General features: G+C 64.0%; 24 protein-coding genes. 10 read left to right on the top strand and 14 right to left on the bottom strand.

Annotated features, from left to right (window positions below):
• Nucleotides 1-8 precede the first annotated feature (8 nt).
• The gene (locus AC2FNZ_RS03490; RefSeq protein ID WP_496839552.1) at nucleotides 9-617 is read left to right on the top strand and encodes an HdeD family acid-resistance protein; all 609 of its coding nucleotides are present in this window, start codon (nucleotides 9-11) and stop codon (nucleotides 615-617) included.
• Nucleotides 618-718: 101 nt separating this feature from the next.
• On the opposite strand, the gene AC2FNZ_RS03485 is transcribed toward AC2FNZ_RS03490, so the two are convergent.
• Both AC2FNZ_RS03485 and AC2FNZ_RS03480 read right to left on the bottom strand, forming a co-directional pair.
• Entirely contained in the window at nucleotides 719-1192 is a 474-nt protein-coding gene (locus AC2FNZ_RS03485) for a copper chaperone PCu(A)C (protein WP_170368792.1), read from the bottom strand.
• Between the two features lie 43 nt (nucleotides 1193-1235).
• Nucleotides 1236-1586, bottom strand: coding sequence for a hypothetical protein (locus AC2FNZ_RS03480; RefSeq protein ID WP_496839550.1), 351 nt, complete (start codon nucleotides 1584-1586; stop codon nucleotides 1236-1238).
• Nucleotides 1587-2042: 456 nt separating this feature from the next.
• On the opposite strand from AC2FNZ_RS03480, the gene AC2FNZ_RS03475 reads away from it, so the two are divergent.
• Nucleotides 2043-2528, top strand: coding sequence for a GNAT family N-acetyltransferase (locus AC2FNZ_RS03475; protein WP_093962703.1), 486 nt, complete (start codon nucleotides 2043-2045; stop codon nucleotides 2526-2528).
• Between the two features lie 69 nt (nucleotides 2529-2597).
• Here the strand turns inward: AC2FNZ_RS03475 and rpmB are convergent, their stop codons facing one another.
• The 3 genes from rpmB to meaB all read right to left on the bottom strand — a co-directional run bounded on the left by rpmB (nucleotide 2598) and on the right by meaB (nucleotide 5327).
• The gene (gene rpmB / locus AC2FNZ_RS03470) at nucleotides 2598-2885 is read right to left on the bottom strand and encodes a 50S ribosomal protein L28 (protein ID WP_039532366.1); all 288 of its coding nucleotides are present in this window, start codon (nucleotides 2883-2885) and stop codon (nucleotides 2598-2600) included.
• Between the two features lie 231 nt (nucleotides 2886-3116).
• Nucleotides 3117-4193 (bottom strand): Hint domain-containing protein, encoded by a 1077-nt coding sequence (locus tag AC2FNZ_RS03465; RefSeq protein WP_496839549.1) that lies wholly within the window; start codon nucleotides 4191-4193, stop codon nucleotides 3117-3119.
• Nucleotides 4194-4349: 156 nt separating this feature from the next.
• Nucleotides 4350-5327, bottom strand: a complete 978-nt coding sequence (gene meaB / locus AC2FNZ_RS03460; protein ID WP_496839548.1) for a methylmalonyl Co-A mutase-associated GTPase MeaB — start codon at nucleotides 5325-5327, stop codon at nucleotides 4350-4352.
• A 126-nt stretch (nucleotides 5328-5453) separates the two neighbouring features.
• On the opposite strand from meaB, the gene hrpB reads away from it, so the two are divergent.
• Both hrpB and AC2FNZ_RS03450 read left to right on the top strand, forming a co-directional pair.
• Nucleotides 5454-7904: an ATP-dependent helicase HrpB gene (gene hrpB / locus AC2FNZ_RS03455; RefSeq protein ID WP_496839547.1), complete on the top strand. Its 2451-nt coding sequence runs from the start codon at nucleotides 5454-5456 to the stop codon at nucleotides 7902-7904.
• A 71-nt stretch (nucleotides 7905-7975) separates the two neighbouring features.
• Nucleotides 7976-8431: an NUDIX hydrolase gene (locus AC2FNZ_RS03450; protein WP_170337574.1), complete on the top strand. Its 456-nt coding sequence runs from the start codon at nucleotides 7976-7978 to the stop codon at nucleotides 8429-8431.
• Here AC2FNZ_RS03450 and AC2FNZ_RS03445 read toward each other — a convergent pair.
• From AC2FNZ_RS03445 to AC2FNZ_RS03435, 3 genes are all read right to left on the bottom strand, one after another.
• Complete coding sequence (locus AC2FNZ_RS03445) at nucleotides 8428-9423, bottom strand: 2-dehydropantoate 2-reductase (protein WP_496839546.1); 996 nt, start codon at nucleotides 9421-9423, stop codon at nucleotides 8428-8430. The genes AC2FNZ_RS03450 and AC2FNZ_RS03445 overlap by 4 nt on opposite strands.
• A 78-nt stretch (nucleotides 9424-9501) precedes the next feature.
• Nucleotides 9502-10464 (bottom strand): pirin family protein, encoded by a 963-nt coding sequence (locus AC2FNZ_RS03440; RefSeq protein ID WP_170417657.1) that lies wholly within the window; start codon nucleotides 10462-10464, stop codon nucleotides 9502-9504.
• Between the two features lie 102 nt (nucleotides 10465-10566).
• Entirely contained in the window at nucleotides 10567-11409 is an 843-nt protein-coding gene (locus AC2FNZ_RS03435; protein WP_496839545.1) for a phytanoyl-CoA dioxygenase family protein, read from the bottom strand.
• Nucleotides 11410-11614: 205 nt separating this feature from the next.
• On the opposite strand from AC2FNZ_RS03435, the gene AC2FNZ_RS03430 reads away from it, so the two are divergent.
• Complete coding sequence (locus tag AC2FNZ_RS03430; RefSeq protein WP_005977668.1) at nucleotides 11615-12103, top strand: peptidase associated/transthyretin-like domain-containing protein; 489 nt, start codon at nucleotides 11615-11617, stop codon at nucleotides 12101-12103.
• A gap of 5 nt (nucleotides 12104-12108) precedes the next feature.
• The gene (locus tag AC2FNZ_RS03425) at nucleotides 12109-12714 is read left to right on the top strand and encodes a ferric reductase-like transmembrane domain-containing protein (RefSeq protein WP_496839544.1); all 606 of its coding nucleotides are present in this window, start codon (nucleotides 12109-12111) and stop codon (nucleotides 12712-12714) included.
• A 14-nt stretch (nucleotides 12715-12728) separates the two neighbouring features.
• On the opposite strand, the gene AC2FNZ_RS03420 is transcribed toward AC2FNZ_RS03425, so the two are convergent.
• From AC2FNZ_RS03420 to AC2FNZ_RS03410, 3 genes are all read right to left on the bottom strand, one after another.
• Nucleotides 12729-13073 (bottom strand): 5-carboxymethyl-2-hydroxymuconate Delta-isomerase, encoded by a 345-nt coding sequence (locus tag AC2FNZ_RS03420; protein WP_496839543.1) that lies wholly within the window; start codon nucleotides 13071-13073, stop codon nucleotides 12729-12731.
• A 57-nt stretch (nucleotides 13074-13130) separates the two neighbouring features.
• A complete protein-coding gene (gene argF / locus AC2FNZ_RS03415) occupies nucleotides 13131-14057 on the bottom strand; it encodes an ornithine carbamoyltransferase (RefSeq protein WP_496839542.1) in 927 nt (308 codons plus the stop codon).
• A 63-nt stretch (nucleotides 14058-14120) separates the two neighbouring features.
• The gene (locus AC2FNZ_RS03410) at nucleotides 14121-15308 is read right to left on the bottom strand and encodes an aspartate aminotransferase family protein (RefSeq protein ID WP_496839540.1); all 1188 of its coding nucleotides are present in this window, start codon (nucleotides 15306-15308) and stop codon (nucleotides 14121-14123) included.
• Nucleotides 15309-15614: 306 nt separating this feature from the next.
• Here AC2FNZ_RS03410 and AC2FNZ_RS03405 point away from each other — a divergent pair, with 306 nt between their 5' ends.
• Nucleotides 15615-16499: a DMT family transporter gene (locus AC2FNZ_RS03405; protein ID WP_496839539.1), complete on the top strand. Its 885-nt coding sequence runs from the start codon at nucleotides 15615-15617 to the stop codon at nucleotides 16497-16499.
• A 107-nt stretch (nucleotides 16500-16606) separates the two neighbouring features.
• A complete protein-coding gene (locus tag AC2FNZ_RS03400; protein WP_093962715.1) occupies nucleotides 16607-17842 on the top strand; it encodes an MFS transporter in 1236 nt (411 codons plus the stop codon).
• Here the strand turns inward: AC2FNZ_RS03400 and AC2FNZ_RS03395 are convergent.
• On the bottom strand, nucleotides 17839-18642 hold the full coding sequence (locus AC2FNZ_RS03395; protein ID WP_093962716.1) for an ABC transporter permease: 804 nt from the start codon (nucleotides 18640-18642) through the stop codon (nucleotides 17839-17841). The two genes, AC2FNZ_RS03400 and AC2FNZ_RS03395, sit on opposite strands and share 4 nt — an antisense overlap.
• Nucleotides 18643-18768: 126 nt before the next feature.
• On the opposite strand from AC2FNZ_RS03395, the gene AC2FNZ_RS03390 reads away from it, so the two are divergent.
• Both AC2FNZ_RS03390 and AC2FNZ_RS03385 read left to right on the top strand, forming a co-directional pair.
• Complete coding sequence (locus AC2FNZ_RS03390) at nucleotides 18769-19347, top strand: GcrA family cell cycle regulator (protein WP_093962717.1); 579 nt, start codon at nucleotides 18769-18771, stop codon at nucleotides 19345-19347.
• 5 nt (nucleotides 19348-19352) lie between these two features.
• Nucleotides 19353-19997: an NUDIX hydrolase gene (locus tag AC2FNZ_RS03385; protein WP_496839537.1), complete on the top strand. Its 645-nt coding sequence runs from the start codon at nucleotides 19353-19355 to the stop codon at nucleotides 19995-19997.
• A 3-nt stretch (nucleotides 19998-20000) separates the two neighbouring features.
• On the opposite strand, the gene AC2FNZ_RS03380 is transcribed toward AC2FNZ_RS03385, so the two are convergent.
• A complete protein-coding gene (locus AC2FNZ_RS03380; RefSeq protein WP_496832528.1) occupies nucleotides 20001-21080 on the bottom strand; it encodes a T6SS phospholipase effector Tle1-like catalytic domain-containing protein in 1080 nt (359 codons plus the stop codon).
• Nucleotides 21058-23349 (bottom strand): xanthine dehydrogenase family protein molybdopterin-binding subunit, encoded by a 2292-nt coding sequence (locus tag AC2FNZ_RS03375; protein ID WP_496839536.1) that lies wholly within the window; start codon nucleotides 23347-23349, stop codon nucleotides 21058-21060. Before AC2FNZ_RS03375 ends, AC2FNZ_RS03380 begins: the two co-directional genes overlap by 23 nt.
• Nucleotides 23350-23424 lie beyond the last annotated feature (75 nt).

Genomic DNA, 23424 nt, shown 5'->3' with positions numbered 1-23424 from the left:
AGAAACAGATGACCGAGCCTGAAGTCCCCCGTGGCGAAATCGTTGACGAGGAAGGCATCGACAGCCGCGAAGCGCTGGGCGACACCCTCGCGGATCTGTGGTGGACGTTCCTGCTGCGCGGATTGCTTGCGGGTGCCGTTGGCATTGCCGCGCTGTTCTGGCCAACCGGCAGCATCGCTCTTTTGCTGCGGCTGGTAGGGGTGCTGCTGATCCTCGATGGCGGCCTGACCCTGCTTGGCTTCGGGCGGCGCGGACTGATCGGAGGCGCGGGTATCGGGGCGGTCTTGATTGGGCTGGTCCTTTTGATCTGGCCGGAAGGCACAGCACGTCTGACGTTCTTCCTACTGGGCGCCTGGGCGCTGATCATCGGGATCGGGTCGTTGATTTCGCTGGGCCAGATGCATCAGCTGGACCCAGAACGCGCGACCGTTCGGAACTCGGGCATCGTGGCCCTTATCATCGGGCTGGTGCTGATCTTCTGGCCCGGAAGCGGCGTTGTCGCACTGGGCTGGGCAATCGCGTTCTCCGCCTTGGCCTTTGCCGGCGTCATGCTGTTCATGGCTGCACGCTTCAAACGGGCCGGAGAACGAGTTTCGATGCGCGTGGTCAACAAGTGAAGAACAACGCTGATCGGCAGGCGAAACGCGAACAGGCCGGGGCATGACCCGGCCTGACGCATGAATGACGGCCGCATCGCGGCCCGAAAACAGGCGTGCCGTCAGTTCGAGTGCTTCATATGCCCGTGGCCGTCTTTCCGCTCAAGGTCCACGGGAATCTCGACAACGACCTCACCGGCCTGCTCAAAAACCAAAGTGACGGGTATGGTTGCGCCCTGCTCAAACGGCTGCTTGAGCCCCATGAACATCACATGGTCTCCGCCCCGCTGCAGCATATGCGCCTCGCCGGCGGGGATCGCAAAACCCTCCTCGACTTCCATCATCTTGGCCACGCCGTTGTCGTCGATCTTGTGCGTATGCAGCTCGACCCGTGCAGCGATATCTGATTTGACAGCAACGAGTTGATCATCGCTGTCGCCTGAATTGCGGATCATCATGAAGGCCGCACCAGCCTTGGCATTGGCCCCCGAGGATCGGGCGTAGGCATCCTCGACCGAGATCACACTTTCCGCATGGGCGGCGGTGGACATGATTGCAGCGACGAAAATGGCGGGCAGGAGTGATTTGAAGGGCATCTCGCCTCTCCTTTTTGACTGTCTGATTGTGTTGCGAAGGGTCTCAGACAGAGGCCGGCGGCGCGCGCGCCGGTCGCTGCGGGATCGGAGCCGCAACAAGGCTGTCGGAACGCAACGGTATGTCAGACTTTGTCCGCTCGGGCCCTTTCGGTGCCGGCGGCGGGGCATCCAGAACCGCACCCAGCAAGTTGAGCGCATAGTCGGGACAGAAGTGAGGTGGTTTGGTGGGCTGGCCGTGCTCGTCCATGTACACGACCACAGGCCCGTTCCCGGTGCAAAGCACCATTTGACCGACCGCTGCATTCAATCCCCGTGACGACGCAAAACCCTGGCCTGTCAGAACCAGCATCAGCGACAGCAGCAACGGCAACACGAGGCGATAGGATCGGGTCATCTTGACAGAGGTTTAGGCCCGAACGAAAACGGACTTCAAGTGCCTTCGTGAACGCTGAGACAGTTTGGCGCGAACCAAGAAAAAAGGGCCGGCCTGACTGGCCGACCCCTGAATTTGCTTTGATCGTGACCTTCAAAGATTTCCGCGATCATCCGGACCAGTGTTGAGACCGGTATGCAGCCGGTTCACCCGCCGCTGCATTCGCGCACAGCTGGAAAATGAGCCGACCAGAAGAGTCGAAAGGAAGGAAATAATAATTGAAGTATTCGCAGACATTACCACACTCCGCCATAGAATAACCGCATACATAAAACAGATTCAAAACCCTGTATGTGAACAATGTCACGTAGTCGCGTCCCTCTGCCTTCCGCACCGAGACCGCGCACGGCACCAGCCCAACGGCAAAGTGATCCGGATGGTCTGGATTGGGCGGAAATTCAAGCGTAGATCGCGGTCATGCCACTCAAAGCGCACACAGAAATTCAGTTCCTCAGGCTGCCACAGATTGAGCCGACTGAAATCGCACGGCACATGTCTGATCCCCGCGTTGCTCGGCATCTGCCTTTGCTGACGGGGTCCTGGGACATCGCAATGGCGCGGGCGTTCATAGGCGCAAAAGAGGCCTGTTGGGAACGCGACGGGCTTGGGCACTGGGCGATCACGTCCGGCGGTTGCTATGTCGGCTGGGGCGGCTTCCAGCGTGAAGGCAGTGAATGGGATTTCGGTCTGGTCCTGACGGCGGACGCATTCGGTCTGGGCACACGCATCACCCGCAAGGCCATCGCATTCGCCCGAGCCGATGAACGCATTCCCTATGTCACTTTTCTGCTTCCACCGTCCCGCCGCAATCTCTCTGCGCTACGGCGTATCGGCGCGCATTGTGTCGGTCCGGTGACCTATTCCGGCGCGCGGTTCCTGAAATACAGGCTTGAGACAGGTTGAGGACCCACAGACAAACGAAAAGCCCCTGCACCAACGGGTACAGGGGCCACGAAACAGTCTCTGGGAAAATCAGGCCGAGGCTTGCGCCTTGGCGATTTCCTTTTTCACTTTCAGCGCGTTGGCGGACAGCTCTTCGTCCTTGGCTTTCGCCAGGAACGCGTCCAGACCACCACGGTGATCGACCGAGCGCAGTGCGGCGGCCGAGATGCGCAGCTTGACGCCACGACCCAGGGTTTCCGACTGCAGGGTCACGTCGTTCAGGTTGGGCAGAAAACGACGACGAGTTCTGTTTTTGGCGTGGCTGACATTGTTGCCAGTCATCGGGCCTTTTCCGGTCAGTTCGCAACGGCGCGACATGGTTTCTTCCTTTGTTTCTGGAGGCCGGGCATAAATCCGCAGCCAAATCACAAGGGGCACAACCCGAAGTCGCGCCCGAAAACTGGTTGGATGCGTTTAGTGGGAATCGCCGGAAGGGTCAAGACAGCAGCTGCGAAATCTTTCCGGGCCAATAAATGGTCCTGAAACGGCTCAGGCATCAACAAGCAAAGGCCGGTGATTTTTGAGGTGACGAGCAATCAAACGGGTCTGCTATTGGCTTATTGGGATCAACCTTGCGGGTTCGGATTCGTGGTTCTCGTCAGCCAGTTCCGGAAAAATCGCAAGGATTTCAGTCCTTGCCGCGGGTCCCAGAGATTTCAGCGCCTCAGGGCCGGTATACAGGCTTTCGGTCGGTGCGGATTCGGCAAACAGGATCTCGTGCCGGTCGAACAGCAGATGGAAGTACTCGATGCTATCGACCGTGCAATCTACGAAAATCCCCGGCAGCGCCGTCAGCTTGATCGCGGGAATCAGAACTTGATACCGGCCGAACATGCGTTGCGCGATGCGAGAACCGACCATCATGCGGTGCTGGCGGGAAACCAACAGGTCCCGGGTGGGCAGCCCTGCCCCCAAAGCCCCGGCGCAAATACGGACGGGGCGCAGTTTCGGCTTGGCCCTCAGATCAATCGCATCGAACCTGCGCCGACCGATCCAGCGGATGGATTGGTTGCCGCTCTCGGCCGTACAGATCAGGTCGCCGGTGCACAGGTCTTGCACCTGTACCGGGCCGCGGGCAGTCAGAATGTTCGTGCCAGCGGTAAAACACGGAACGCCGGATCCGTTTTCAAATGCGGAATAGGTGACCGTGATGCCCGACGGCAGGGTGAAACTGCCGCTGGTCAACGAATAGCTGGTGCCGGCGGACACGGTGAATGTCCCGAATGAGCTGTCGTTAACCACAGTTCCTGCAGGCAGATTCAGCGTGTCGGTGCCACTGCCACCGCGCACATCGCCGGACACGCTGGTGCTGCGGAAGTTCAGAACATCATTTCCGCCGCCCAGGCGGATATTGCCAATGACCGAGCCTTGCAGCGTGACCGTGTCGTCGTCTGATCCGGCCCTTACCTGACCGCCGATCGTGCTGCCGATCACCGTGATCGTATCGATCCCAGCATTTCCACGGACACTGCCAGAGATGGTACTGTTGGTAACAGTGATAATGTCGTTCCCGCCGCGCGCGCGGATATCATCGATCGGCGTACCCTGAGGGGTGCCGTTCAGCGTACCGTTGTCATTGGTGACATCGATATCGTCGTCGCCGTTTGTCCCAAAGATATCGGGCATAAGAGGCGGGTCCTGTTTCTCCGCTTGGTCATGGCCAGCCAGCTGTGCCCCGGTTTTTCTATGTGCTGGGCGCCACAACCAAGGATTTCACCTGCACTCAGGCTACAGAACTCTCGTGCGTTGCACCAAGTTTTCCTGTCCGCGCGGGCAATAGTGTTACCCGGATGCAAGAGTCCTCAGCATCCGCTCGGCCGCCACCGAGGGGCTAAGCCGCCCCGCCCCGACCTCGGCGGCAAGACGGTCCATCTCGGACCGGGCCTGCGGGGTCTCCAACTTGGCGAGGAGCGCGTGGCGTACCTCCTGGTCGAACCAGTAGCGGGCCTGTTCGGCGCGGTTGGCCTCCCAGTGGCCGTTCTTTTTGCGCCAGTCGGCAAGGGCCTGCATCTCGCCCCAGGCCTGGTCCAAGCCGTGTTCCTCGACCGCCGAGACTGTCATCGCCTTGGGAAAGCCCTCGGGGTCCTGCGGGCGTTTGCGCAGCAGGCGCAGCGCCCCGGCGTAGTCGGCGCAGGTGCGGGTGGCGGTGGCTTTCAGGTCGCCGTCGGCCTTGTTCACAAGGATCATGTCGGCCATTTCCATGATGCCGCGCTTGACGCCCTGCAGCTCGTCGCCGCCGGCCGGCGCCAGCAACAGCAGGAACAGGTCGGACATTTCCGACACCACGGTTTCCGACTGGCCCACGCCCACGGTTTCGATCAGCACCACGTCGAACCCGGCCGCCTCGCACAGGGCGATGGCCTCGCGCGTACGGCGGGCGACGCCGCCCAGATGGCTCTGGCTGGGCGAGGGGCGGATGAAGGCGTTCGGCTCGCGGCTGAGGCGTTCCATCCGGGTCTTGTCGCCAAGGATCGAGCCGCCCGACCGGGCCGAGCTGGGATCGACCGCAAGAACCGCCACCCGCAGCCCCTGCCCGATCAGCATCATGCCGAAACTCTCGATGAAGGTTGATTTGCCCACCCCCGGCGTTCCCGACAGGCCGATGCGCAGCGCCTGCCGCCCGGCGCCTGACAGCGCGTCGAGCAGCTGTGCCGTCTGGGCGCGGTGATCGGCGCGGGTGCTTTCGACAAGGGTGATCGCGCGGGCCAACGCCCGGCGATCGCCCTTGAGGATCCTGTCGACAAGCTCGGCTGTGGTCATGGGCGGGGTCCTTCGTCGAAATCTGCCCTAGATGACGGGGATGGGCCCGGTTTGTCCAGTACCGCCGCGCGCGGGATTTGACGCAGGCGTTCTGGACCTTGGCCGGAGCTTTGGCGATAAGGCGGCATGACCCGCCTACCGATCGACGATGCCCTGCCTGATCTGATCGCCCCGCTGCGCACACGCGGCCGCGCCGTGCTGCAGGCCCCGCCCGGCGCCGGCAAGACAACGCGCGTGCCTCTGGCGATGCGCGACGCCGGCCTGTGCGACGGGCGGATCGTGATGCTGGAACCGCGGCGGCTGGCCGCCCGCGCCGCTGCCGAACGCATGGCCGAGACACTGGGCGAACGTGCGGGCGAGACCGTCGGCTATCGCGTGCGGGGCGAGGCGAAAGTGTCGAAAGCCACCCAGATCGAGGTGGTGACCGAAGGCATCCTGACCCGGATGCTGCAATCCGAACCCGACCTGCCCGGTGTGGGTGCGGTGATCTTCGACGAATTCCACGAACGCTCTTTGAACGCCGATCTGGGGCTGGCCCTGTGCCTTGAGGTCGCCGGTGCGCTGCGCGACGACCTGATCCTGCTGGCGATGTCGGCCACGCTGGATGCCAATCCGGTGGCCCGGTTGATGGACGCGCCGCTGGTGACATCCGAGGGGCGCAGTTTTCCGGTTCAGACCCGCTGGCTGGACCGCCCGCTGGGCCCGCAGGCGCGGCGGCTGGACGCGTTGGTCGACCTGGTGGTTCAGGCCGAGCGCGAGACCCGCGCCACCGGCGGCGGCATTCTGGTGTTCCTGCCGGGCGAGGGCGAGATCCGCCGGGCCGAGGCCGCGCTGGCCGGCCGGCTGCCCGGCGATTGCGCGATCCGGCCGCTGTTCGGCGCCCTGCCCTTCGCCGCCCAGCGCGCCGCCCTTGCGCCGGCCGAGGCCGGGCGCAAGGTGGTGCTGGCCACCTCGATCGCCGAGACCTCGCTGACCATTCCGGACATCCGGGTGGTGGTGGACATGGGTCAGGCCCGCCGCGCGCGGTTCGATCCTGGCTCGGGCATGTCGCGGCTGGTGACCGAGCGCGTCACCCGCGCCGAGGCGACCCAGCGCGCGGGCCGCGCGGGCCGTGTGGCCGAAGGGCTGTGCTATCGCCTGTGGTCGAAGGGTGAGGAAGGCGCCCTGCCCGCCTTTCCACCCGCCGAGATCGAGGCCGCCGACCTGACCGGACTTGCGCTGGAACTGGCCCTGTGGGGGGCCGAGCCGCAGGATCTGGCCTTTCTGACACCACCGCCAGAGGGGGCGCTGGCCGAGGCGCGCGCGCTGCTGCGGATGCTGGGCGCGCTGGACGGCAAGGGCCGGATCACCGAACATGGCCGCGCACTGGCTGGTCTGCCGCTGCATCCGCGGCTGGGGCACATGCTGGTCACGGCAGGCGCGCAGGCCGCTACGCTTGCCGCCCTGATGGCCGAGCGCGACCCGTTGAAGGGCGCGCCGGTGGACCTGTCGCTGCGGCTCGAGGCGCTGCGCGATCCGCGCGCCTATCAGCGCAACCGGGTCTGGCCCGCCAATCCCGGCGTTCTGGACCGAATCCGGTCCGAGGCGAAACGGCTGCGCGGCCAGATCAAGACCGAAGGCGACCCGCAGAGCCCGGCGGCGATGGCCGCGCTGGCCTATCCCGACCGGGTCGGCCAGCGGCGCAAGGGCGACGCGCCGCGCTATGTGCTGTCGGGCGGCAAGGGCGTGGTGATGGACCCCGGCGATCCGCTGGCCGCGGCGCCGTATCTGGTGGCCATCGACACCGACGGCAACCCGCGCGAGGCCCGGCTGCGCATGGCCGCGCAGATCACCGAGGCCGAGATCCGGGCGTTGTTCGCCGACCAGATCGAATGGGTCGAGACCTGCGCCTGGTCGAAACGGGACCGTCGAGTGGTGGCCCGGCGGCAGGAACGGTTCGGGGCGCTGGTGCTGGATGACCGCATCTGGAAGGACGTGCCCGACGAGTCCGTGGCCCGCGCGATGCTGGACGGCGTGCGCGATCTGGGCTTGCGGCTGGAGGGCAAAGCGGCGCGACTGGCCGCACGGGTCGAGCTGGTACGGGCGGCGGGCGTCGACCTGCCTGATTTCTCGGACAGCGGGCTGATGGACACGCTTGAGGATTGGCTGCTGCCGATGCTGACGGGCGTGCGCAGTGCCGAGGATTGGAAGCGGTTCGACCTGCTGCCCGCCCTTCAGGCGCGGCTGAGTTGGGACCAGATGCAGGAACTGGACCGCCGCGCGCCTCCGGCCTTCGTCACGCCGCTGGGGCGCAAAGTCCCGATCGACTATGGCAAGGCGGTGCCCGAAATCGCCGTTCGCCTTCAGGAGATGTTCGGGGTCACACGGCACCCGATGGTGGGCGGCGAGCCGCTGAAGATCACCCTTCTGTCCCCCGCGCAACGCCCGATCCAGATCACCCGCGACCTGCCGGGGTTCTGGGCCGGGTCCTATGCCGATGTGCGCAAGGACATGCGCGCGCAATATCCCAAGCACCCCTGGCCCGAAGACCCGACCCAGGCCGACCCGACCCTGCGGGCCAAACGCAGGGGTGCTTGAATACCGTCTGTCAGATTGATATCTCTCGCCGTCTGGAAGGCAGAACAACAAAAAAACGGCAGGCACCCGCAATGACATGGCTGCACAAATTCTGGGAGGGGGTCCTGAAACCCCTGTTTCAGCGTCCGCGCCTCGTGCAGTTCGCGGCGCTGTGTACCCGTGGCGATGGCCCCGATACGCAGGTGCTGCTGGTCACCAGCCGGGACACCGGGCGGTGGATCATTCCCAAGGGCTGGCCGATTGACGGGCTGAACGGGGCCGAGGCGGCGGTGCAGGAGGCCTGGGAAGAGGCCGGCGTGCGCAACGCCGAGGTCGATCCAGAGCCGGTCGGCAGCTACTGCTACGGCAAGGTCCGCAAAAGCGGCGCGATCGATCCGGTCTGCACCACTGTTTATCGGCTGCGGGTCACCGACCTGGCCGATGAATTTCCCGAAATGCACGAACGCACCCGCGAGTGGGTCTCGCCGCAAGAGGCGTCTGAACGCGTCCATGAACCAGAGCTGAAAAAGCTGCTGTTGCGGATCTAACCGCCGGGACCGTGCAGCCCTGCGCGGATCTGATCGGGGGTCAGCGGACCCGTCTCGCCCTGCGTGATCAGCGCTGCCACCCGGTCGCAGATAGGGGTCGGTGTGCCGGTTTCGCGACCCAGGCGGATGATCTCGCCCTGCAGACTGTCGATTTCGGTCGGGCGACCGGCATCCAGATCATAGGCCATCGAGGTGCGCGCGGCGGGGTCGATCGTCAGCATCCGCGCCGCGATGCGCGAAAACAGCGGCGTGGGCAGGCGCAGGATATGCGGCGTCATCGAGGCCGGCAGCGGCGTGGTCGAGGCCACGGGGCGCCCGGAGGCGGCCAGAACCGCCAGCGCCTCGGCCATCTGATCGGCCATCAGACGGCGCCAGTCGCGGTTCAAAAGCTGTTCGCGAAGGGTCAGACCCGACAGCGCGTTCAGTGCGTTGTTGAGGTTGATGACCAGCTTGCCCCATTGCACCGCCTCAATCCCGTCGGTTTCGGTGACCGGCAGATCGGGCGTGGACAGGCCGCGGGCCAGCGCGCCGGGGCCGGACTGGATCACGATGTCGCCGGATGTCGCGCGATGCCAGGTGGCCGGACCGGCAGGCACCACGTTGAACGGCACCATCCCGGCGCGCACGTCCCGCCCGGGCAGCGCGGTGCGTAGGGTGCGCGCGTTCTCGATCCCGTTCTGCCACGAAATGACCGGGGTCTCGGCCGGGGCGTACGCGGCGATCAGGCGGCCCATCTCGGCGGTGGCGCCGGTTTTCACCGTGACCAGAACCAAATCGGCGTCGGACAGGCAGGCAGGGTCTTCGGTCAGGGTCAGACGGTCGGCGGGGATCGTTTTGCGCATGCCGGAATAGTCGGTGACGGTCAGCCCGTTCTGCCGGATCGGGTCCAGCACCCGTGCCCGGCCCAGCAGCGTGACCTCCTGACCGGCATCGGCCAGTAACCCCCCGCAATAGCATCCGATGCTGCCCGCGCCCGCGATCACCAGTTTCATGCCGTCCCCTTCCCGTTTGCGGCCAAGGATCGCCGGGATCGCGCGGGTGGGCAAGCCGTGCGGGCGCTGACGTCGCGTTCAGCGCGCGCGCCGGGGCTTGGTGCGTTCCAGCTCCGGGGTGATCGGAATGAACTCGTCTTCGTCCCCCGGCGGCAGGTGGAAGGCGCCGTTGGCCCAATCGGCGGATTTCCATTCGCGGATCGCCGTTTCGATCTTGTCCTTCGAAGACGAGACGAAGTTCCACCAGATATACCGATCCTCATTCATCGTGGCCCCGCCCAGCAGCATCAGCCGCGCCCCCGCCGGCCCGGCGGTCACCGACAGGCGGTCACCCGGGCGGAAGACCATCATGCGGCCTTCCTCAAACCGGTCACCCGCGATCTCGACCGAGCCTTGGGTGACGTAGACGCCCCGATCCTCGTGATCGTCGGGCAACGGGAAGGCGGCGCCGGGGTCCAGTTGCACGTCCAGATAGAAGGTTTCCGACAGCATCGTGACCGGGCTGGTTTCCCCATAGGCCGAGCCGAGGATCAGCCGGGCGCTGACACCGGCATCCTGGATATGCGGCAGTGCGGCCTGCTTGTGATGTTCGAAATCGGGGGCCATGTCTTCGTGCGCTTCCGGCAGCGCAATCCAGGTCTGGATACCGAACAGGCTGTGCCGCTTGGCGCGGGTTTCGGCGCTGGTGCGTTCGGAATGGGTAACGCCGCGGCCCGCGACCATCCAGTTGACCTCACCGGGATAGATCATCTGATGGGTGCCGAGGCTGTCGCGATGTTCAAATTCGCCTTGGTACAGGTAGGTGACCGTGCCCAGCCCGATATGCGGATGTGGGCGTACGTCGATGCCGCCATCGGTGATGAACTCGGCCGGTCCCATCTGGTCGAAGAAGATGAAGGGCCCCACCAACTGGCGCTTGACCGAGGGCAGCGCGCGGCGCACCTCGAACCCGCCCAGATCGCGGGCGCGCGGGATGATCAGGGTTTCCAGTGCCGATCCTTCGCTGACGCATTCGGGACTGTGGGTGGGGTTCCAGCTCATGTCGGCCTCCAATCCGGTGCGGCGGGATGTTCACCCTTGGCAATCTAGCGCAAAATACCAGCGGGCAAAGTGCATCTGCGCACAGACAGGCTGCGCCCCGGATCAGTCCTGTGCGCGGGGCCAGAGCTGCGGGAAAAACGGGCCGGCGATCCGGTCGCCCTCGGAATAGCCGGCAACCTCAAACTGCGCCCGCTCCTCCTTTGCCCAATCGCCGCGATACCGGATCACCCCGTCCGGCCCGGTCATGCGCAGGGTGAAGCGGCGCACGGTTTCCGTGGGCGTGACCGAGGACAGCCCCCCGTGCAGCGTGCGCATGTCGAAATAGATGCAGTCGCCCAGATCCATATCCCATTGCAGCAGGTCATAGGCGCCGGGGTCGGCATTCACGTCCGGTGGCGGGTGATAGGTGCGGCCTGCAACCTGCGTGGGTTCATAGCTGGGGTGCCCGTCGGCGAACCGCACCCGCATGAACAGCTTGTCCCAAAGGTGCGAGCCGCGCACGAAGGCGATCCCGTTGTCCTTGCTGACCGGTTCAAGCGGTAGCCACAGCACGCACATCGAGCCTTCGAAATCGAAATAGGACAGGTCCTGATGGAATGGCGGGCGCGAGGTCGATCCGGCCTCGCGCAGGAACCAGTTGTCCATCACCAGATTGATCGACGCGGCGCCCAGCAATTCGGAAGCGATTGGCGCACAAGGCGAGTTGCGAACGAATTCCTCGAACTGGGGGATCTTGCTCCAGGCCCAGTAGTCCTCGAGATAGGCCGGCGCGTCCGGGTCCTTGGTGTGGCGGGTGAAGTTCTCGGTCGGGGCCCGCAGATCGGCGTCGATGCCCGCGCGCAGCAACTCGAGCCAGTCGGCGCTGAATTTCTGGCGCAGCACCACCGCACCATCGCGGCGGAAGGCGGAGATTTCATCCTTGGTCAGCAGGCTGGCATCTGTCATCGGCTTCCCCCTTGGTGACGCAAGGAAAAGGATCGCACCCGAATGGCGCAGGCGTCAAAGATTATTGCCGTCTCGGTCCATTCCACGCGCTTTTGTCTGCAGGTCGGCCGGATTTTGCCCGGAACGCTCGGAATGAACCGCGATCGTGCTATTCTTCCACTGTGGCGGTTGGAACAGCTGCCGGGTCAGCACAGGAGAGGTTTCGATGCCCGGAGATTCACTGAACCGAAGAACCATGTTGGTGGCCGGTACCGCACTGGTGGCCACGGCCGGCAGCGGGCTGATCCTGCCGGCGCGGGCCAGTGGGTTGGCGCCGACCCCGTCGATGCGGGGCGGATCGAACAATTATCGCCCGGGCGCGCCGATCGTGGACCGGATCGGCGGCGGCGGCTTCTGGATGACCGGCACAGTACGGCGGGCCGGCGACGGCGCGCCCCTGCCCGGTCAGCGCATCCAGGTCTGGGCGCACACAACCGAAGGCCACGAACGCGACCCGCAAAGCCACGGCGCCACCCTGACCGATGCGAACGGAGAATTCCGGCTGGAGATGCCGCAGATCGTGCCGGCCTTTGGTCAGCCGCACGGACATCTGGCCTATGACAGCGGCGAATTCGAGACCGTCTTCCTGCGCCCGATCATGTCCAGTGCGCGCGACAAGACCCTCGCCGCGCATTTCGTTCTGCAACCGGTCTGAACCACGTGCCGCGCCCGGGCGTCCTTGCGGTCTGGCTGGCGCTGATCGCGGCCATCGCGGTGCCCGTGGTGGTGGCGGGGTTCAGCCCGTATCTGGCCTGGCGCAGCCCGATCTATATCGCTGCAGGCTTCGCCGGGATCATCGGGTTGGGATTGCTGCTGATACAGCCGCTGCTGGCTGCGCGCGTGTTGCCGGGACTGACCGCGATGAACAGCCGAATGGTGCACCGCTGGGTCGGGATCACCCTGATCGCCATGATTGTCCTACATGTGGGCGGGCTGTGGATCACGAGCCCCCCGGATGTGGTGGATGCCCTGCTGTTCCGGTCCCCCACCCCGTTCTCGGCCTGGGGCGTGGTGGCCATGTGGGCAGCGTTCGCCGCAGCAGCACTGGCCGCGTTGCGCAGCCGGCTGGGTTGGCGGTTCCGCCTTTGGCGTTTGGCCCATGCCAGTCTTGCGCTGGTGACCATTCTGGGCACGGTCGTTCACGCCGTGCTGATCGAGGGCGCAATGGAAACCGTCACAAAGGCCGCATTGTGCGGACTTGTATCGTTCGCCTGCGTCGGGGCCTTGATCAGATTGCAGGTCTGGGACGTGAAACCGCAGGGTTAGGCAACGGGCGCACGTCAGGTCGCCAGGCGCTTGGCATAGGTGGCGCGGTTCATCTCTACATCCCATACGGTGATGCTGCCGACCGTCGGCGCAACGGCGGTCAGAACATCCAGAATGATCGCGTTCAGTTCGGTTCGCGTCGGCTCGTCCCGGCCTTGCATCAGAAACAGAGTGGCGTGGATGAACGTCTGCGGATCGGTCCCGATGTGGGAATACGGGATCGGCATGGCGCGGATTTTGAGCGTTGGCGCGTCAAATTCCTCATGCTCGGCGAGGACCGTATAGAGTTCTTCGCATATGGCTTGAAAATCGTGCGATTGCTCAAGCCCGGCGGAAAATTCCAGAACGACGTGCGGCATGGGAGCCTCCAAGAATGAAAGAGAACCAGAGGCTCCCATTGAATTTCTGAGGGAGCTTCAGACCCCCAAACACCAACGCATCACCGCCTTCTGTGCGTGCAGGCGGTTTTCGGCCTCGTCAAAGATCACCGAGTTCGGCCCGTCCATCACTTCGGAGGTCGCTTCCTCCTCGCGGTGGGCGGGCAGGCAGTGCATGAACAGCGCGTCGGGCTTGGCATGGACCATCAGTTCGGCGTTGACCTGATAGGGCCGCAGCAGGTTGTGGCGGCGCTCTTTCGCGGATTGGGAATCGTGCATCGAAACCCAGGTGTCGGCCACAACCAGATCAGCGCCTTCTACGGCCTTGTACGGGTCGCGTTCGACCACGATCTTTGAACCCTTCTGGCGGGCGAAGCCCATGAACTCTTCCTCGGGGTCGAACTGGGCGGGGCCGGTAAAGGTCAGGTCAAAACCGAACTGACCCGCCGCATGCAGGAACGAGGCGCAGACATTGTTGCCGTCACCCGTCCAGACCACCTTTTTCCCGGCGATGGGGCCGCGGTGTTCCTCGTAGGTCAGCACGTCGGCCATGATCTGGCAGGGATGGGTGCGGTCGGTCAGGCCGTTGATCACCGGCACGTCCGAGTATTCGGCCATCTCGGTCAGGATGGTTTCGTCGAAGGTGCGGATCATGATCATATCGACATAGCGCGACAGCACGCGGGCGGTGTCGGCGATGGTCTCGCCATGGCCCAGCTGCATGTCCTTGCCCGACAGCACCATGGTCTGACCGCCCATCTGGCGCACGCCCACATCGAACGAAACGCGGGTCCGGGTCGAGGGTTTTTCGAAGATCAGCGCCACCATGCGGCCGGCCAGCGGCTGTTCGTCGTCGGGCGCGGCCTTGGGACGGCCCAACCGGGCCTGCTTCATCGCGCCGGCCTGGTCGATCATCGACCGCAGCGCGGCGGCGTCGGTTTTGTGGATATCAAGGAAATGGTTCATGTCGTTTCACTTTTTTCACTGTCGGTTGCCCGAGAGCCTCCGGCGCATTCGGGAATAGGGGCGTCAGGCCGAGGCGAGTTGGCCTTGAACCTGCTGGGCGGCTTTCTCGAGGCGGATCTGGGCCTGGGCGATGTCATCCTCGGTCAGGGTCAGCGGCGGCAGCAGGCGGATCACGTTGTCGGCCGCGGGCACTGTGATGACTTCGTTGTCATAGCCGGCCGCGACCACGTCGGCGTTGGGCGCCTTGCATTTCAGGCCCAGCATCAGGCCAGATCCGCGGACTTCTTCGAAAACGTCGGGGTGATCGGCGACTAGGCCCTCGAGCTTTTGGCGCAGCAGTCCCGCCTTGCGGTTGACGCCGTCCAGGAAGGCCGGGGTTGCCACATGGTCCAGGACCGCGCAGCCCACTGCGCAGCCCAGCGGGTTGCCGCCATAGGTCGACCCATGGGTGCCCGCGGTCATGCTGCTGGCGGCCGCTTCGGTGGCCAGCACCGCACCCAGAGGAAAGCCCCCGCCGATGCCCTTGGCCACCATCATGATGTCGGGCGTAATGCCCGCCCATTCGTGGGCGAAGAGTTTCCCGGTCCGGCCGACGCCGCACTGCACCTCGTCGAGGATCAGCAGCAGCCCGTTGTCGTCGCAGATCTGGCGCAGGGCCTTGAGCTCGACATCGGGGACGGGGCGGATGCCGCCCTCGCCTTGGATCGGCTCGATCATGATCGCGGCGGTGTTGTCGCTGATCGCGTTGGTCACACCGTCCAGATCGCCGAAGGCGACATGGACGAACCCGGGCAGCAGCGGGCCGAACCCCTTGGTCATCTTCTCGGACCCGGCAGCGGCGATGCCTGCCGATGAGCGCCCGTGGAATGACCCATCAAACGTGATGATCTCTACCCGCTCGGGTTGCCCCTGATCGTAGAAGTATTTGCGGGCCATCTTGACCGCCAATTCGCAGGACTCGGTTCCGGAATTGGTGAAGAACACCGTGTCGGCAAAGGTCAGATCCACCAGCTTGTCGGCCAGCGCCTGCTGCTGCGGAATATGGTACAGGTTCGAAACATGCCACAGCGCGTGCGCCTGTTCAGTCAAGGCGCCGACCAGTGCCGGGTGTGCATGGCCCAGCGCATTCACCGCGATACCCGCGCCCAGATCAAGGAAACGTCGGCCGTCCGCCTCGGTCAGCCAGGCGCCTTCGCCCTTCACGAAGGTCAGCGGAGCACGATTGTAGGTCGGCAGAACGGACGGGATCATCGGATCATCCTTTTTGGAAAACTTGAACCCAGTGACTGAAACACTGAGACAGGGTTCGTCAACAGATTTGGTGAGAGATGCGCGGATTTGGTTCGCGCGCACAGGATCAAACGGGCCGGTTACGCAATGATGCGTCGACGTCGGAGCGGCAGGATATGCACGAGTTTGATCATGGGCGCCCGTATAGCGGGGCAAGCCCAGTGTGGAAAGGCAAAATGCGTCCGCCCATGGATTTTTTGCGGGCGCGGGTCGGACCCCTTGCAATTCGGGCTTGTCATTTCTCTTACGCTGGCGCACCGATGGCCCATGTTCTCACCACAAGCCCACAACCCTGCCCTGGCAGCCGTGCTTATCTTCTGCGCCAGCGCTTTCATCGCGGGCACGACATTGCTGGCCAAAGCTCTGGGCACCGAGACACTGGGCCCGCCCCTGCACCCGATGCAGATCAGCCATGGCCGGTTCCTGTTCGCATTTGTGGTCATCGTGGCAGCGGTTGGCGTTCTGCGTCCCCAACTCCGGCGTCCGCATTGGGGTCTGCATATCGGACGCACCAGTTTCGGGTGGACTGGCATTACTCTGATGTTCGCGTCGGTCGCCTATATCCCAATAGCCGATGCCACGGCGATATCGTTTCTGAACCCTGTTTTCGCGATGGTTCTGGCCATTCCTCTGCTGAAAGAGACCGTGGGGCCTTGGCGCTGGCTCGCTGCGGCGGTCGCTTTGACTGGGGCGATCATCCTGCTGCGTCCCACACCCGACAGCTTTCAACCTGCGGCCCTGCTGGCCTTGGCGGCGGCGGCAGTGATCGGGATGGAACTTATCTTCATCAAAAAGCTGTCCGGCCGCGAGAGTCCCATCCAGATCCTGCTCATCAACAACGCCATGGGCCTGACGATTGCCAGCATCGCGGTCGCAACCGTCTGGCAGCCACCATCGCCCGCTCAGTGGGCGGCTTTGGCCGGCATTGGTTTTCTGATGGCTTGCGCGCAGGCCTGCTTCGTCAATGGAATGGCCCGGGCAGATGCCTCGTTCGTAGCGCCAATCAGCTATGCAACGCTGATATTCGCCGCGCTTTATGACTATGCGGTGTTCCGGGTCGTTCCGGATTGGGTCAGTCTGCTGGGCTCAGGGGTCATCCTGACCGGGGCGCTGATCCTTGTCTGGCGCGAGGCCCGGGCCAGACGCCGCTAGGATTTTTTTCTACGGCCTTGTCCGCAGGCGACCCCGATGTCGCAAACTCTCATGAAACCGACACCGCATGACGCACCCTGAACGCGGTTGGTTAGAGAGATTGCCCGATGCACGAACGCCGAATCCCGGAATGGGTCCGTCATGCGCCCGCGCCCTCCGTTCGCAAGTTCGGAATACTTGCCGGGTTCGAGGCTGTCGTTCGCGGCATCCTGATTTCCGTGTTCCCCTTGGTGATGTACCGGGCCATGGGCGACGCCGGGTCCGTCTCGCTCGTTTACTTTCTGGTCGGCCTCGTTTCGTTATTGGCCGGACTGATGGTGCCGTTCCTGATCCGTTATGTCCCGCGGCGATGGGCTTACACCGCTGGCTGCGTTATGTTCATCACCGGCGCTCTGCTGGCCATCGACGGCAGCCCCAAGGCCGTGATCGGCGCACTTGCGCTGAACACCGTGGCCGCGGTGGTGACTTTCATCTGCTTCAACGCCTACGTTTTGGACTACATCAGCAAGATCGAGCTCGGCCGCTGCGAAACGAGCCGGATGTTCTACAGCGCGCTGGGTTGGACAGCGGGGCCGATGGCAGGCGTGATGCTGATGGAATTATGGGCCCCTGCCCCTTTCGTCATCAGCGCGGCCGCCGCCGCTGGGATGCTGATCATGTTCTGGGCCATGCGTCTGGGCAACGGCAAACTGATTACCAAGGCCAGAGGTGCGACGAAGAATCCGCTGTCATTTCTGCGACGGTTCTTTGCCCAACCGCGGCTGGTGGCCGGGTATCTGTTTGCCATGATCCGGTCCTGTGGCTGGTGGATCTATGTGGTCTACCTTCCGATTTTCGCCATTGAAAACGGGTTGGGTGAGCAATTGGGCGGCACGCTTTTGTCCGCCACGAACGCCATGCTGTTTGCTGCCCCCCTGATTCTGCGCTGGGTCCAGAACCGGTCACTGCGCAGCGCCGTGCGAACAGGCTTTGCCGCCTGCGCCACATGTTTTCTGTTGGCTGCATTTCTCTCGGGCTGGCCGGTGGCATCGGTCGTCGCACTGGTCATGGGGTCAATCTGGTTGATCGTGCTGGACATATGTGCCGGTCTGCCATTCCTGATGGCGGTGAAGCCGTCCGAGCGGACAGAGATGTCTGCAATCTATTCCAGCTATCGCGATGTTTCGGGAATTCTGACACCGGGCGTTGCCGCCTTGGTGTTGCTGGCCACACCAGTGGCTGGTGTTTTTGCGGCAGGTGGGCTTGCAATGCTGGGCGCCTGGTCCGTGGCCGCACGACTGCACCCGCGGCTGGGACGCCCTCGCGTACCGCTGCAGCCCGGTTCGTTGTCCGAAGCTGCCTAGGCCTTCAAACGGTAACCGGTCCGCAGCATTTGCCAGATGACGGCGCAGATCAGCAGGGTCGACAGCAAACAGACGGCCATCCCCAACATCGGGTTGCTGTCCGACACACCGATCATGCCGTATCGCAATCCGTCGATCAGGTAGAAAACGGGGTTCACGTGACTGATCCTGTTCAGCAACGGCGGCAACGCATCGACCGAGTAGAAGGTGCCGGACAGAAACGCCAACGGGGTGACGATGAAGTTGGTAATGGCGGCCATCTGATCGAACTTGTTGGCGAAGACCCCTGCCAGCAGGCCCAGCGCGCCCATGAACGCACCCCCAAGAATGACGAAAACCAAGGCCAGCGCGGGATGCTGCGGCATCAGCCCCAAGCCAAGCGCCAGCGCAGCGGCCAGCATCAACGCGATCAGCACACCCCGTGCGATGCCGCCCGCCAGATAGCCCAGCAAGATCTCGAGTGGGGACAACGGCGGCATCAGCGTGTCCACGATGTTGCCCTGCACTTTCGAGATCACCATTGAGGACGAAGTGTTGGCAAAGGCGTTCTGGATCACGGTCATCATCATGATCCCGGGCGCCAGGAATGTCAGGAAGGGCACGCCCATCACATCCGGCCGCCCCGGACCGACAGCGATGTTGAAGATCAGCAGGAACAGGCCCGCTGTGACCAGAGGCGCCAGCAGGGTCTGCGTCCAGACCGCCAGGAAGCGCAGGGTTTCGCGCTGGGCCAGTGTCCACAGCCCCATCCAGTTGACCGCTCCGAAACGGCGCATGTCCTGATCCGCGAGATTCTGCATTCCTGCCCCCAATCTGATTCGATGACCGCTTGTAACTCGGCCCGCAGTGATTAGAATAGGGCGCTGAGACGAATTCCGAAGGCGGCCCGTGACCGAGGCCGCTTTCCCGCTTTTGAAAGGCTACCAATGTCCTGGACAGACGAGCGCGTTGAACTGCTCAAGAAAATGTGGGGCGAAGGCCAGTCGGCCAGCCAGATCGCCAAGGAACTGGGCGGGGTCACCCGCAACGCGGTGATCGGCAAGGTCCATCGCCTGGGCCTGTCGAACCGGACCACCGGCGCCGCACCGGCCAAGGCCGAGCCCAAGGAAAAACCGGCCCCCGCACCCAAGGCCGAGGCCAAGCCCAAACCCGCCCCCAAGACCGAACCGGCCCGCCCTGCAGCAGCCGCACCGGCCGCCGAGGCAAAGCCGGCCACGCCGCCGCGCCGCCAGATCATTCCGGCCGGCCAGCCGCTGCCGCCGCAGCCTTCGGCCAATGAGATTAGCCCCGAGGCGCTGGCCAAGGTCAACGAGGTCGAGAAGAAGGCCAAGAAGCTGACCCTGATGGAACTGACCGAGAAGACCTGCAAATGGCCCGTGGGCGATCCGGCCACGGATGATTTCTGGTTTTGCGGTCTGCCGGCCGAGCCGGGCAAACCCTATTGCGAGGCGCATGTGGGCGTCGCCTTCCAACCCATGAGCTCGCGCCGCGACCGGCGTCGCTGAGGCCCATGCGCCAGGATCCGACAGCGATGGAGGATACCTGGCTGGCCCGGGCCAAACGGCTTTTGGCGCTGGCCGAAACCGGCCAGCATTTCACCACCGATCCGTTCGACCGCGAACGCTATGACGAGATCGCCGGAATGGCCCGCGCGATGCTGGCCGATCTGGGTCGGGTGCCTTTGTCACAGATCGAAATGGCGATGCCTGCCCATACGGGCGGATACGCAACACCCAGCATCGACATCCGCGCCGCCGTAATTCGCAACGGCGGTATCCTGCTGGTACGGGAACGCAGCGACGGGTTGTGGGCGATGCCTGGCGGTTTTGCCGATATCGGCAGCTCTCCGGCGGAGAACATCGAACGCGAAGTCTTGGAGGAAGCCGGTCTGCGTGTCGCGGCGCAGACACTCTATTCCGTACGCCACAAGGCACAGCATCCCTACCCGGCAGATCCACGGGACTTCTACAAACTGTTCTTCCTGTGTAGCTCTCTGGATGCCGCCACCCCGACCCCGGGCACCGAAACCAGTGAAGCGGTGTTTTTCGCCCCGGATGCGTTGCCGGACCTGTCCCTGACACGCAATCTGGAAAAAGACATCCACGATGCGTTTCAAGCGAACGCCAAGTCACCCAGCCCGGCGATGTTTGACTGACCGTTACTGCGCCGGATGTGAATGCGGCCCTGCCGGCAAATGAACCCATTTGGGCAGTTCGCTGGGCGAAACCGAGACATGCAGGCGTTCGGACGGGTCCTGACCTACGGTGCGATGCTTGCGTAGCAGGAAGATCTTGCCCCAACCCCGCCACGTCCCGACTGATGGCGCATGCGGATCAGTGGGAAAGCGGGTGCGCCAATCTTCAGGCAGCGGCAGACCATGCAACTCGGCCTTGTCGAGTATCCACACCAGCGAAATATTGGCCAGCGGTCGCGCGGGCTCGAATCCGCTGAGTTGCCCCCCGACGTCACCATGCGTGCCGCGGAACCAGACCTGTTCGCAATGGCCGCGGAAATCCGCTGGGGTCGCCCAAAGGACTGGCGTGAAGACCTCTCGCGTTTCATCCAGCGCCAGCGCATGATACCCGTGCCGGGCGGACGGCCCAAGGTGGTGGTTGTGAAATGAATGCCGCTCTTCGGCCATGCGCCACAGTAATGGCAGGCGCAGTCCCAATGCCTTTACAGTGTCCCAGACGCCGATCATCTCAACTTCGACGCCTTCGTGGCAGAAGTTCCGGCGAAAGTCCTGTGCGGCCTGCCCGCCCGGATTGCACTCGTAATGTCGGTAGGCCTGCTTGATGTTGCGCTCGGTGGCATGCTCGGCACGCAACAGCCCGATCATATCGATGACGCCGGCAAGGCTGCGTACACCATAAGCGCCGCGGGAATAGCCGATGAAGTAGATCCGATCGCCGGGCTTGTACCGCGAGGCAAGGTAGCCGTAGGCCCTGCGGATCTGGCGGTTGATCCCCCGCCCCATCATCACATCCAGCGTGGATTTCCAGCTCTCCCATTGCACGCCCGCTTCATAGAAGACCGAGACCTGATTGCCCATTTCACAGCACAACCGAAAGGTTTGGCCAGCATGGGTCTCGAAGCCGGGCTCCAGGGTAGACATCGTTCCGTCCAGGATGATGACATGACTGATGGGTTCGCGGTGGCGCGTTTCGGCAGAATGCTCCGACCGCAGGGGGCGGCCGAGCCATCCAAGTATCTTTTTACCGAACCGCGACAGTACCATTCGACAACAATTCCCAAACCTTGACCGGAGTGAACGGCATGTCCGCCTGCCGCACCCCATGATCCCAGAGCGCATCCTGCACCGCATTTGCAACCGCGGCCAATGCGCCAACGGTGCCTGCCTCGCCGCATCCTTTCATTCCCATGGGGTTGGCGGTCGACGGAACCGGCGCCGAGGTAAACCTAATCATGGGTATGTCAGCGGCGCGCGGCAAGGCGTAATCCATGAACGTTGCCGTGAGCAACTGCCCCTCACCATCATGCACCACGTGCTCGCACAGCGCCTGGCCGATACCCTGAGCCACCCCGCCATGCACCTGCCCTTCGGCCAGCATGGGGTTGATGAGATTGCCGAAATCATCGACGACCGTATAGCGGTCGACCGTCGTCGTGCCGGTTTCCGGGTCGATCACGATCTCGGCAACATGGGCGCCGTTGGGATAGCTGCGCGCCTCAAGCCGCGTGCGGGCCTCGTGCTGCAGCAGGTCGGTGCGGCCATCTGCGCGGGCCATCTCGGCCGCTTCGATCAGCGTGGGCGTCAGGTTCGACCCCGGCGCGCGAAAGGTTTCATGGTCGAAGGTCACATTACTTTCCTCGACCCCCATTTTATCCGCCAGATAGGGCGTGAATGCGGCAATCATCTGGTCAATCGTGACCAGCGTCGCCGCGCTTTGGACCGTGACCGAGCGCGACCCGCCGGTGCCTCCGCCCTGCGCCATGCGGTCGCTGTCGCCCTGCACGACCCGGATTCGGTCGGCCGGAATCCCCGTCTGATCCGACAGGAACTGGGCATAGACCGTCTCATGCCCCTGCCCGTTCGATTGCGTCCCGACATAAAGATTCACGGTTCCGTCCTGACAGAATTCGACTTTTGCGCCTTCGGAAGGGTCACCCAGAATGCTTTCGATATAGTAACAAAGCCCCTGCCCCCGGATCAGGCCGCGTTCGGCGTCGGCGGCCTTGCGCGCGGCGAAACCATCGGTCTGTTCGGCGGCGCGGGACAGGACCATTCCGAAATCGCCCACGTCATAGGTTTCACCGGTGGCCGAGACATAGGGAAAGTTGTCGGGCCGGATGAAGTTGCGGCGGCGCAGCTCCCACGGGTCGACGCCCAGCTCGCGCGCGGCGCGATCCATCGCGCGTTCCAGCACATAGATCGCTTCTGGGCGGCCGGCACCGCGATAGGCATCGACCTGGGTGGTGTTGGTATAGAACCCCTCGACTCGCAGATAGGTTTTCTGCACGTCATAGACGCCCGGCAGCACGCATTTGAACAGATTGGTCTGGATCGCCTGGCCGAAATGGCTGTTGTAAGCGCCCAGATTGCAGCGGCTGTGGACCCGGTAGGCGGTGATGCGAAGGTCCTCGTCAAAGGCCAGTTCAGCCAGCGAGGTCAGGTCGCGCCCGTGGTGGTCGGACAGCATCGCCTCGGTTCGGTCCGACATCCAGTGCACGGGCTGGCCCAGTTGCATCGCCGCCATCGCGACCGAGAAATACTCGGGATACGGCATCGCCTTCATGCCGAACCCGCCGCCCACATCGGGCGTGGTGACATGGACGGCCTGCGGATCCAGCCGCAGCTTGTCGGCCAGCTGCGCCTTCATCCCCCAGACACCCTGCCCGCCATAGCTGAAATGCAGCCGCCCGTCGGACCAGACCGCGTTGCAGCCGCGCGGCTCGATCGAGTTCACGATCACCCGGTTGTCGGCCACCTGCAGCGACACGACATGGGCGGCGGCGTCAAAGGCGGCCTGGGTCGCGGCCTCGTCGCCCACGGCCCAGTCAAAGGCGCGGTTGTCGGGGGCCTCGGGGTGCAGCGGCTCACCACCCGGCGCAAGGTCAAGCTTGGCGGGGCGGTCGGTGGTATCCATCCAGATCAGCTCGGCCGCGTCGCGGGCCTGCGCGGGGGTCTCGGCGACGACCATCGCCACCGGCTCGCCGACGAAGCGCACCCGGTCGCGGGCCAGCATGTGGCGCGGCGGATTGGCGGCGCGGGTGCCGTCGCGGTTGACAAGGATCGTGGCGCTCAGCACCGGGTCGATTCCGGCGGCGATCAGGTCATCGATGGTCAGCACCAGCCGCACGCCGGGCGCGGCGCGGGCAGCGTTGAGGTCCAGCCCGGTGATGTCTCCATGCGCCACCGGGCTGCGAAAGAACACCGCATGCAGCGCGCCGGGCGGCACCGTATCGTCCATGTAGCGCCCGTGCCCGGTCAGGAACCGCTGATCCTCGGTCCGGGTGACCGGTTGGCTCTTGCCAAACTTTTCCATGACGCGCCCCTTTCACTGCCTCAGACCGCGACCCTAGCCTTGATGCGGCGGATGTCCAGTGCGCGGGGTGCTTGG

The organism is Ruegeria sp. SAZA006 (genome assembly GCF_059613465.1).
Note: the sequence above shows the minus strand (reverse complement) of the source record. Positions and strands in the feature narration are given on the sequence as shown.

Coding starts and splice junctions, on each gene's coding strand:
- AC2FNZ_RS03485 (WP_170368792.1), bottom strand. CDS start 1,192: ATGCCCTTCAAATCACTCCTGCCCGCCATTTTCGTCGCTGCAATCATG.
- AC2FNZ_RS03420 (WP_496839543.1), bottom strand. CDS start 13,073: ATGCCGCACGTCGTTCTGGAATTTTCCGCCGGGCTTGAGCAATCGCAC.
- AC2FNZ_RS03445 (WP_496839546.1), bottom strand. CDS start 9,423: ATGAAACTGGTGATCGCGGGCGCGGGCAGCATCGGATGCTATTGCGGG.
- argF (WP_496839542.1), bottom strand. CDS start 14,057: ATGAACCATTTCCTTGATATCCACAAAACCGACGCCGCCGCGCTGCGG.
- AC2FNZ_RS03475 (WP_093962703.1), top strand. CDS start 2,043: ATGCCACTCAAAGCGCACACAGAAATTCAGTTCCTCAGGCTGCCACAG.
- rpmB (WP_039532366.1), bottom strand. CDS start 2,885: ATGTCGCGCCGTTGCGAACTGACCGGAAAAGGCCCGATGACTGGCAAC.
- AC2FNZ_RS03490 (WP_496839552.1), top strand. CDS start 9: ATGACCGAGCCTGAAGTCCCCCGTGGCGAAATCGTTGACGAGGAAGGC.
- AC2FNZ_RS03405 (WP_496839539.1), top strand. CDS start 15,615: ATGTTCTCACCACAAGCCCACAACCCTGCCCTGGCAGCCGTGCTTATC.
- AC2FNZ_RS03440 (WP_170417657.1), bottom strand. CDS start 10,464: ATGAGCTGGAACCCCACCCACAGTCCCGAATGCGTCAGCGAAGGATCG.
- AC2FNZ_RS03395 (WP_093962716.1), bottom strand. CDS start 18,642: ATGCAGAATCTCGCGGATCAGGACATGCGCCGTTTCGGAGCGGTCAAC.
- AC2FNZ_RS03480 (WP_496839550.1), bottom strand. CDS start 1,586: ATGACCCGATCCTATCGCCTCGTGTTGCCGTTGCTGCTGTCGCTGATG.
- AC2FNZ_RS03430 (WP_005977668.1), top strand. CDS start 11,615: ATGCCCGGAGATTCACTGAACCGAAGAACCATGTTGGTGGCCGGTACC.
- AC2FNZ_RS03450 (WP_170337574.1), top strand. CDS start 7,976: ATGACATGGCTGCACAAATTCTGGGAGGGGGTCCTGAAACCCCTGTTT.
- AC2FNZ_RS03375 (WP_496839536.1), bottom strand. CDS start 23,349: ATGGAAAAGTTTGGCAAGAGCCAACCGGTCACCCGGACCGAGGATCAG.
- AC2FNZ_RS03435 (WP_496839545.1), bottom strand. CDS start 11,409: ATGACAGATGCCAGCCTGCTGACCAAGGATGAAATCTCCGCCTTCCGC.
- AC2FNZ_RS03400 (WP_093962715.1), top strand. CDS start 16,607: ATGCACGAACGCCGAATCCCGGAATGGGTCCGTCATGCGCCCGCGCCC.
- AC2FNZ_RS03465 (WP_496839549.1), bottom strand. CDS start 4,193: ATGCCCGATATCTTTGGGACAAACGGCGACGACGATATCGATGTCACC.
- AC2FNZ_RS03385 (WP_496839537.1), top strand. CDS start 19,353: ATGCGCCAGGATCCGACAGCGATGGAGGATACCTGGCTGGCCCGGGCC.
- AC2FNZ_RS03410 (WP_496839540.1), bottom strand. CDS start 15,308: ATGATCCCGTCCGTTCTGCCGACCTACAATCGTGCTCCGCTGACCTTC.
- AC2FNZ_RS03390 (WP_093962717.1), top strand. CDS start 18,769: ATGTCCTGGACAGACGAGCGCGTTGAACTGCTCAAGAAAATGTGGGGC.
- AC2FNZ_RS03380 (WP_496832528.1), bottom strand. CDS start 21,080: ATGGTACTGTCGCGGTTCGGTAAAAAGATACTTGGATGGCTCGGCCGC.
- hrpB (WP_496839547.1), top strand. CDS start 5,454: ATGACCCGCCTACCGATCGACGATGCCCTGCCTGATCTGATCGCCCCG.
- meaB (WP_496839548.1), bottom strand. CDS start 5,327: ATGACCACAGCCGAGCTTGTCGACAGGATCCTCAAGGGCGATCGCCGG.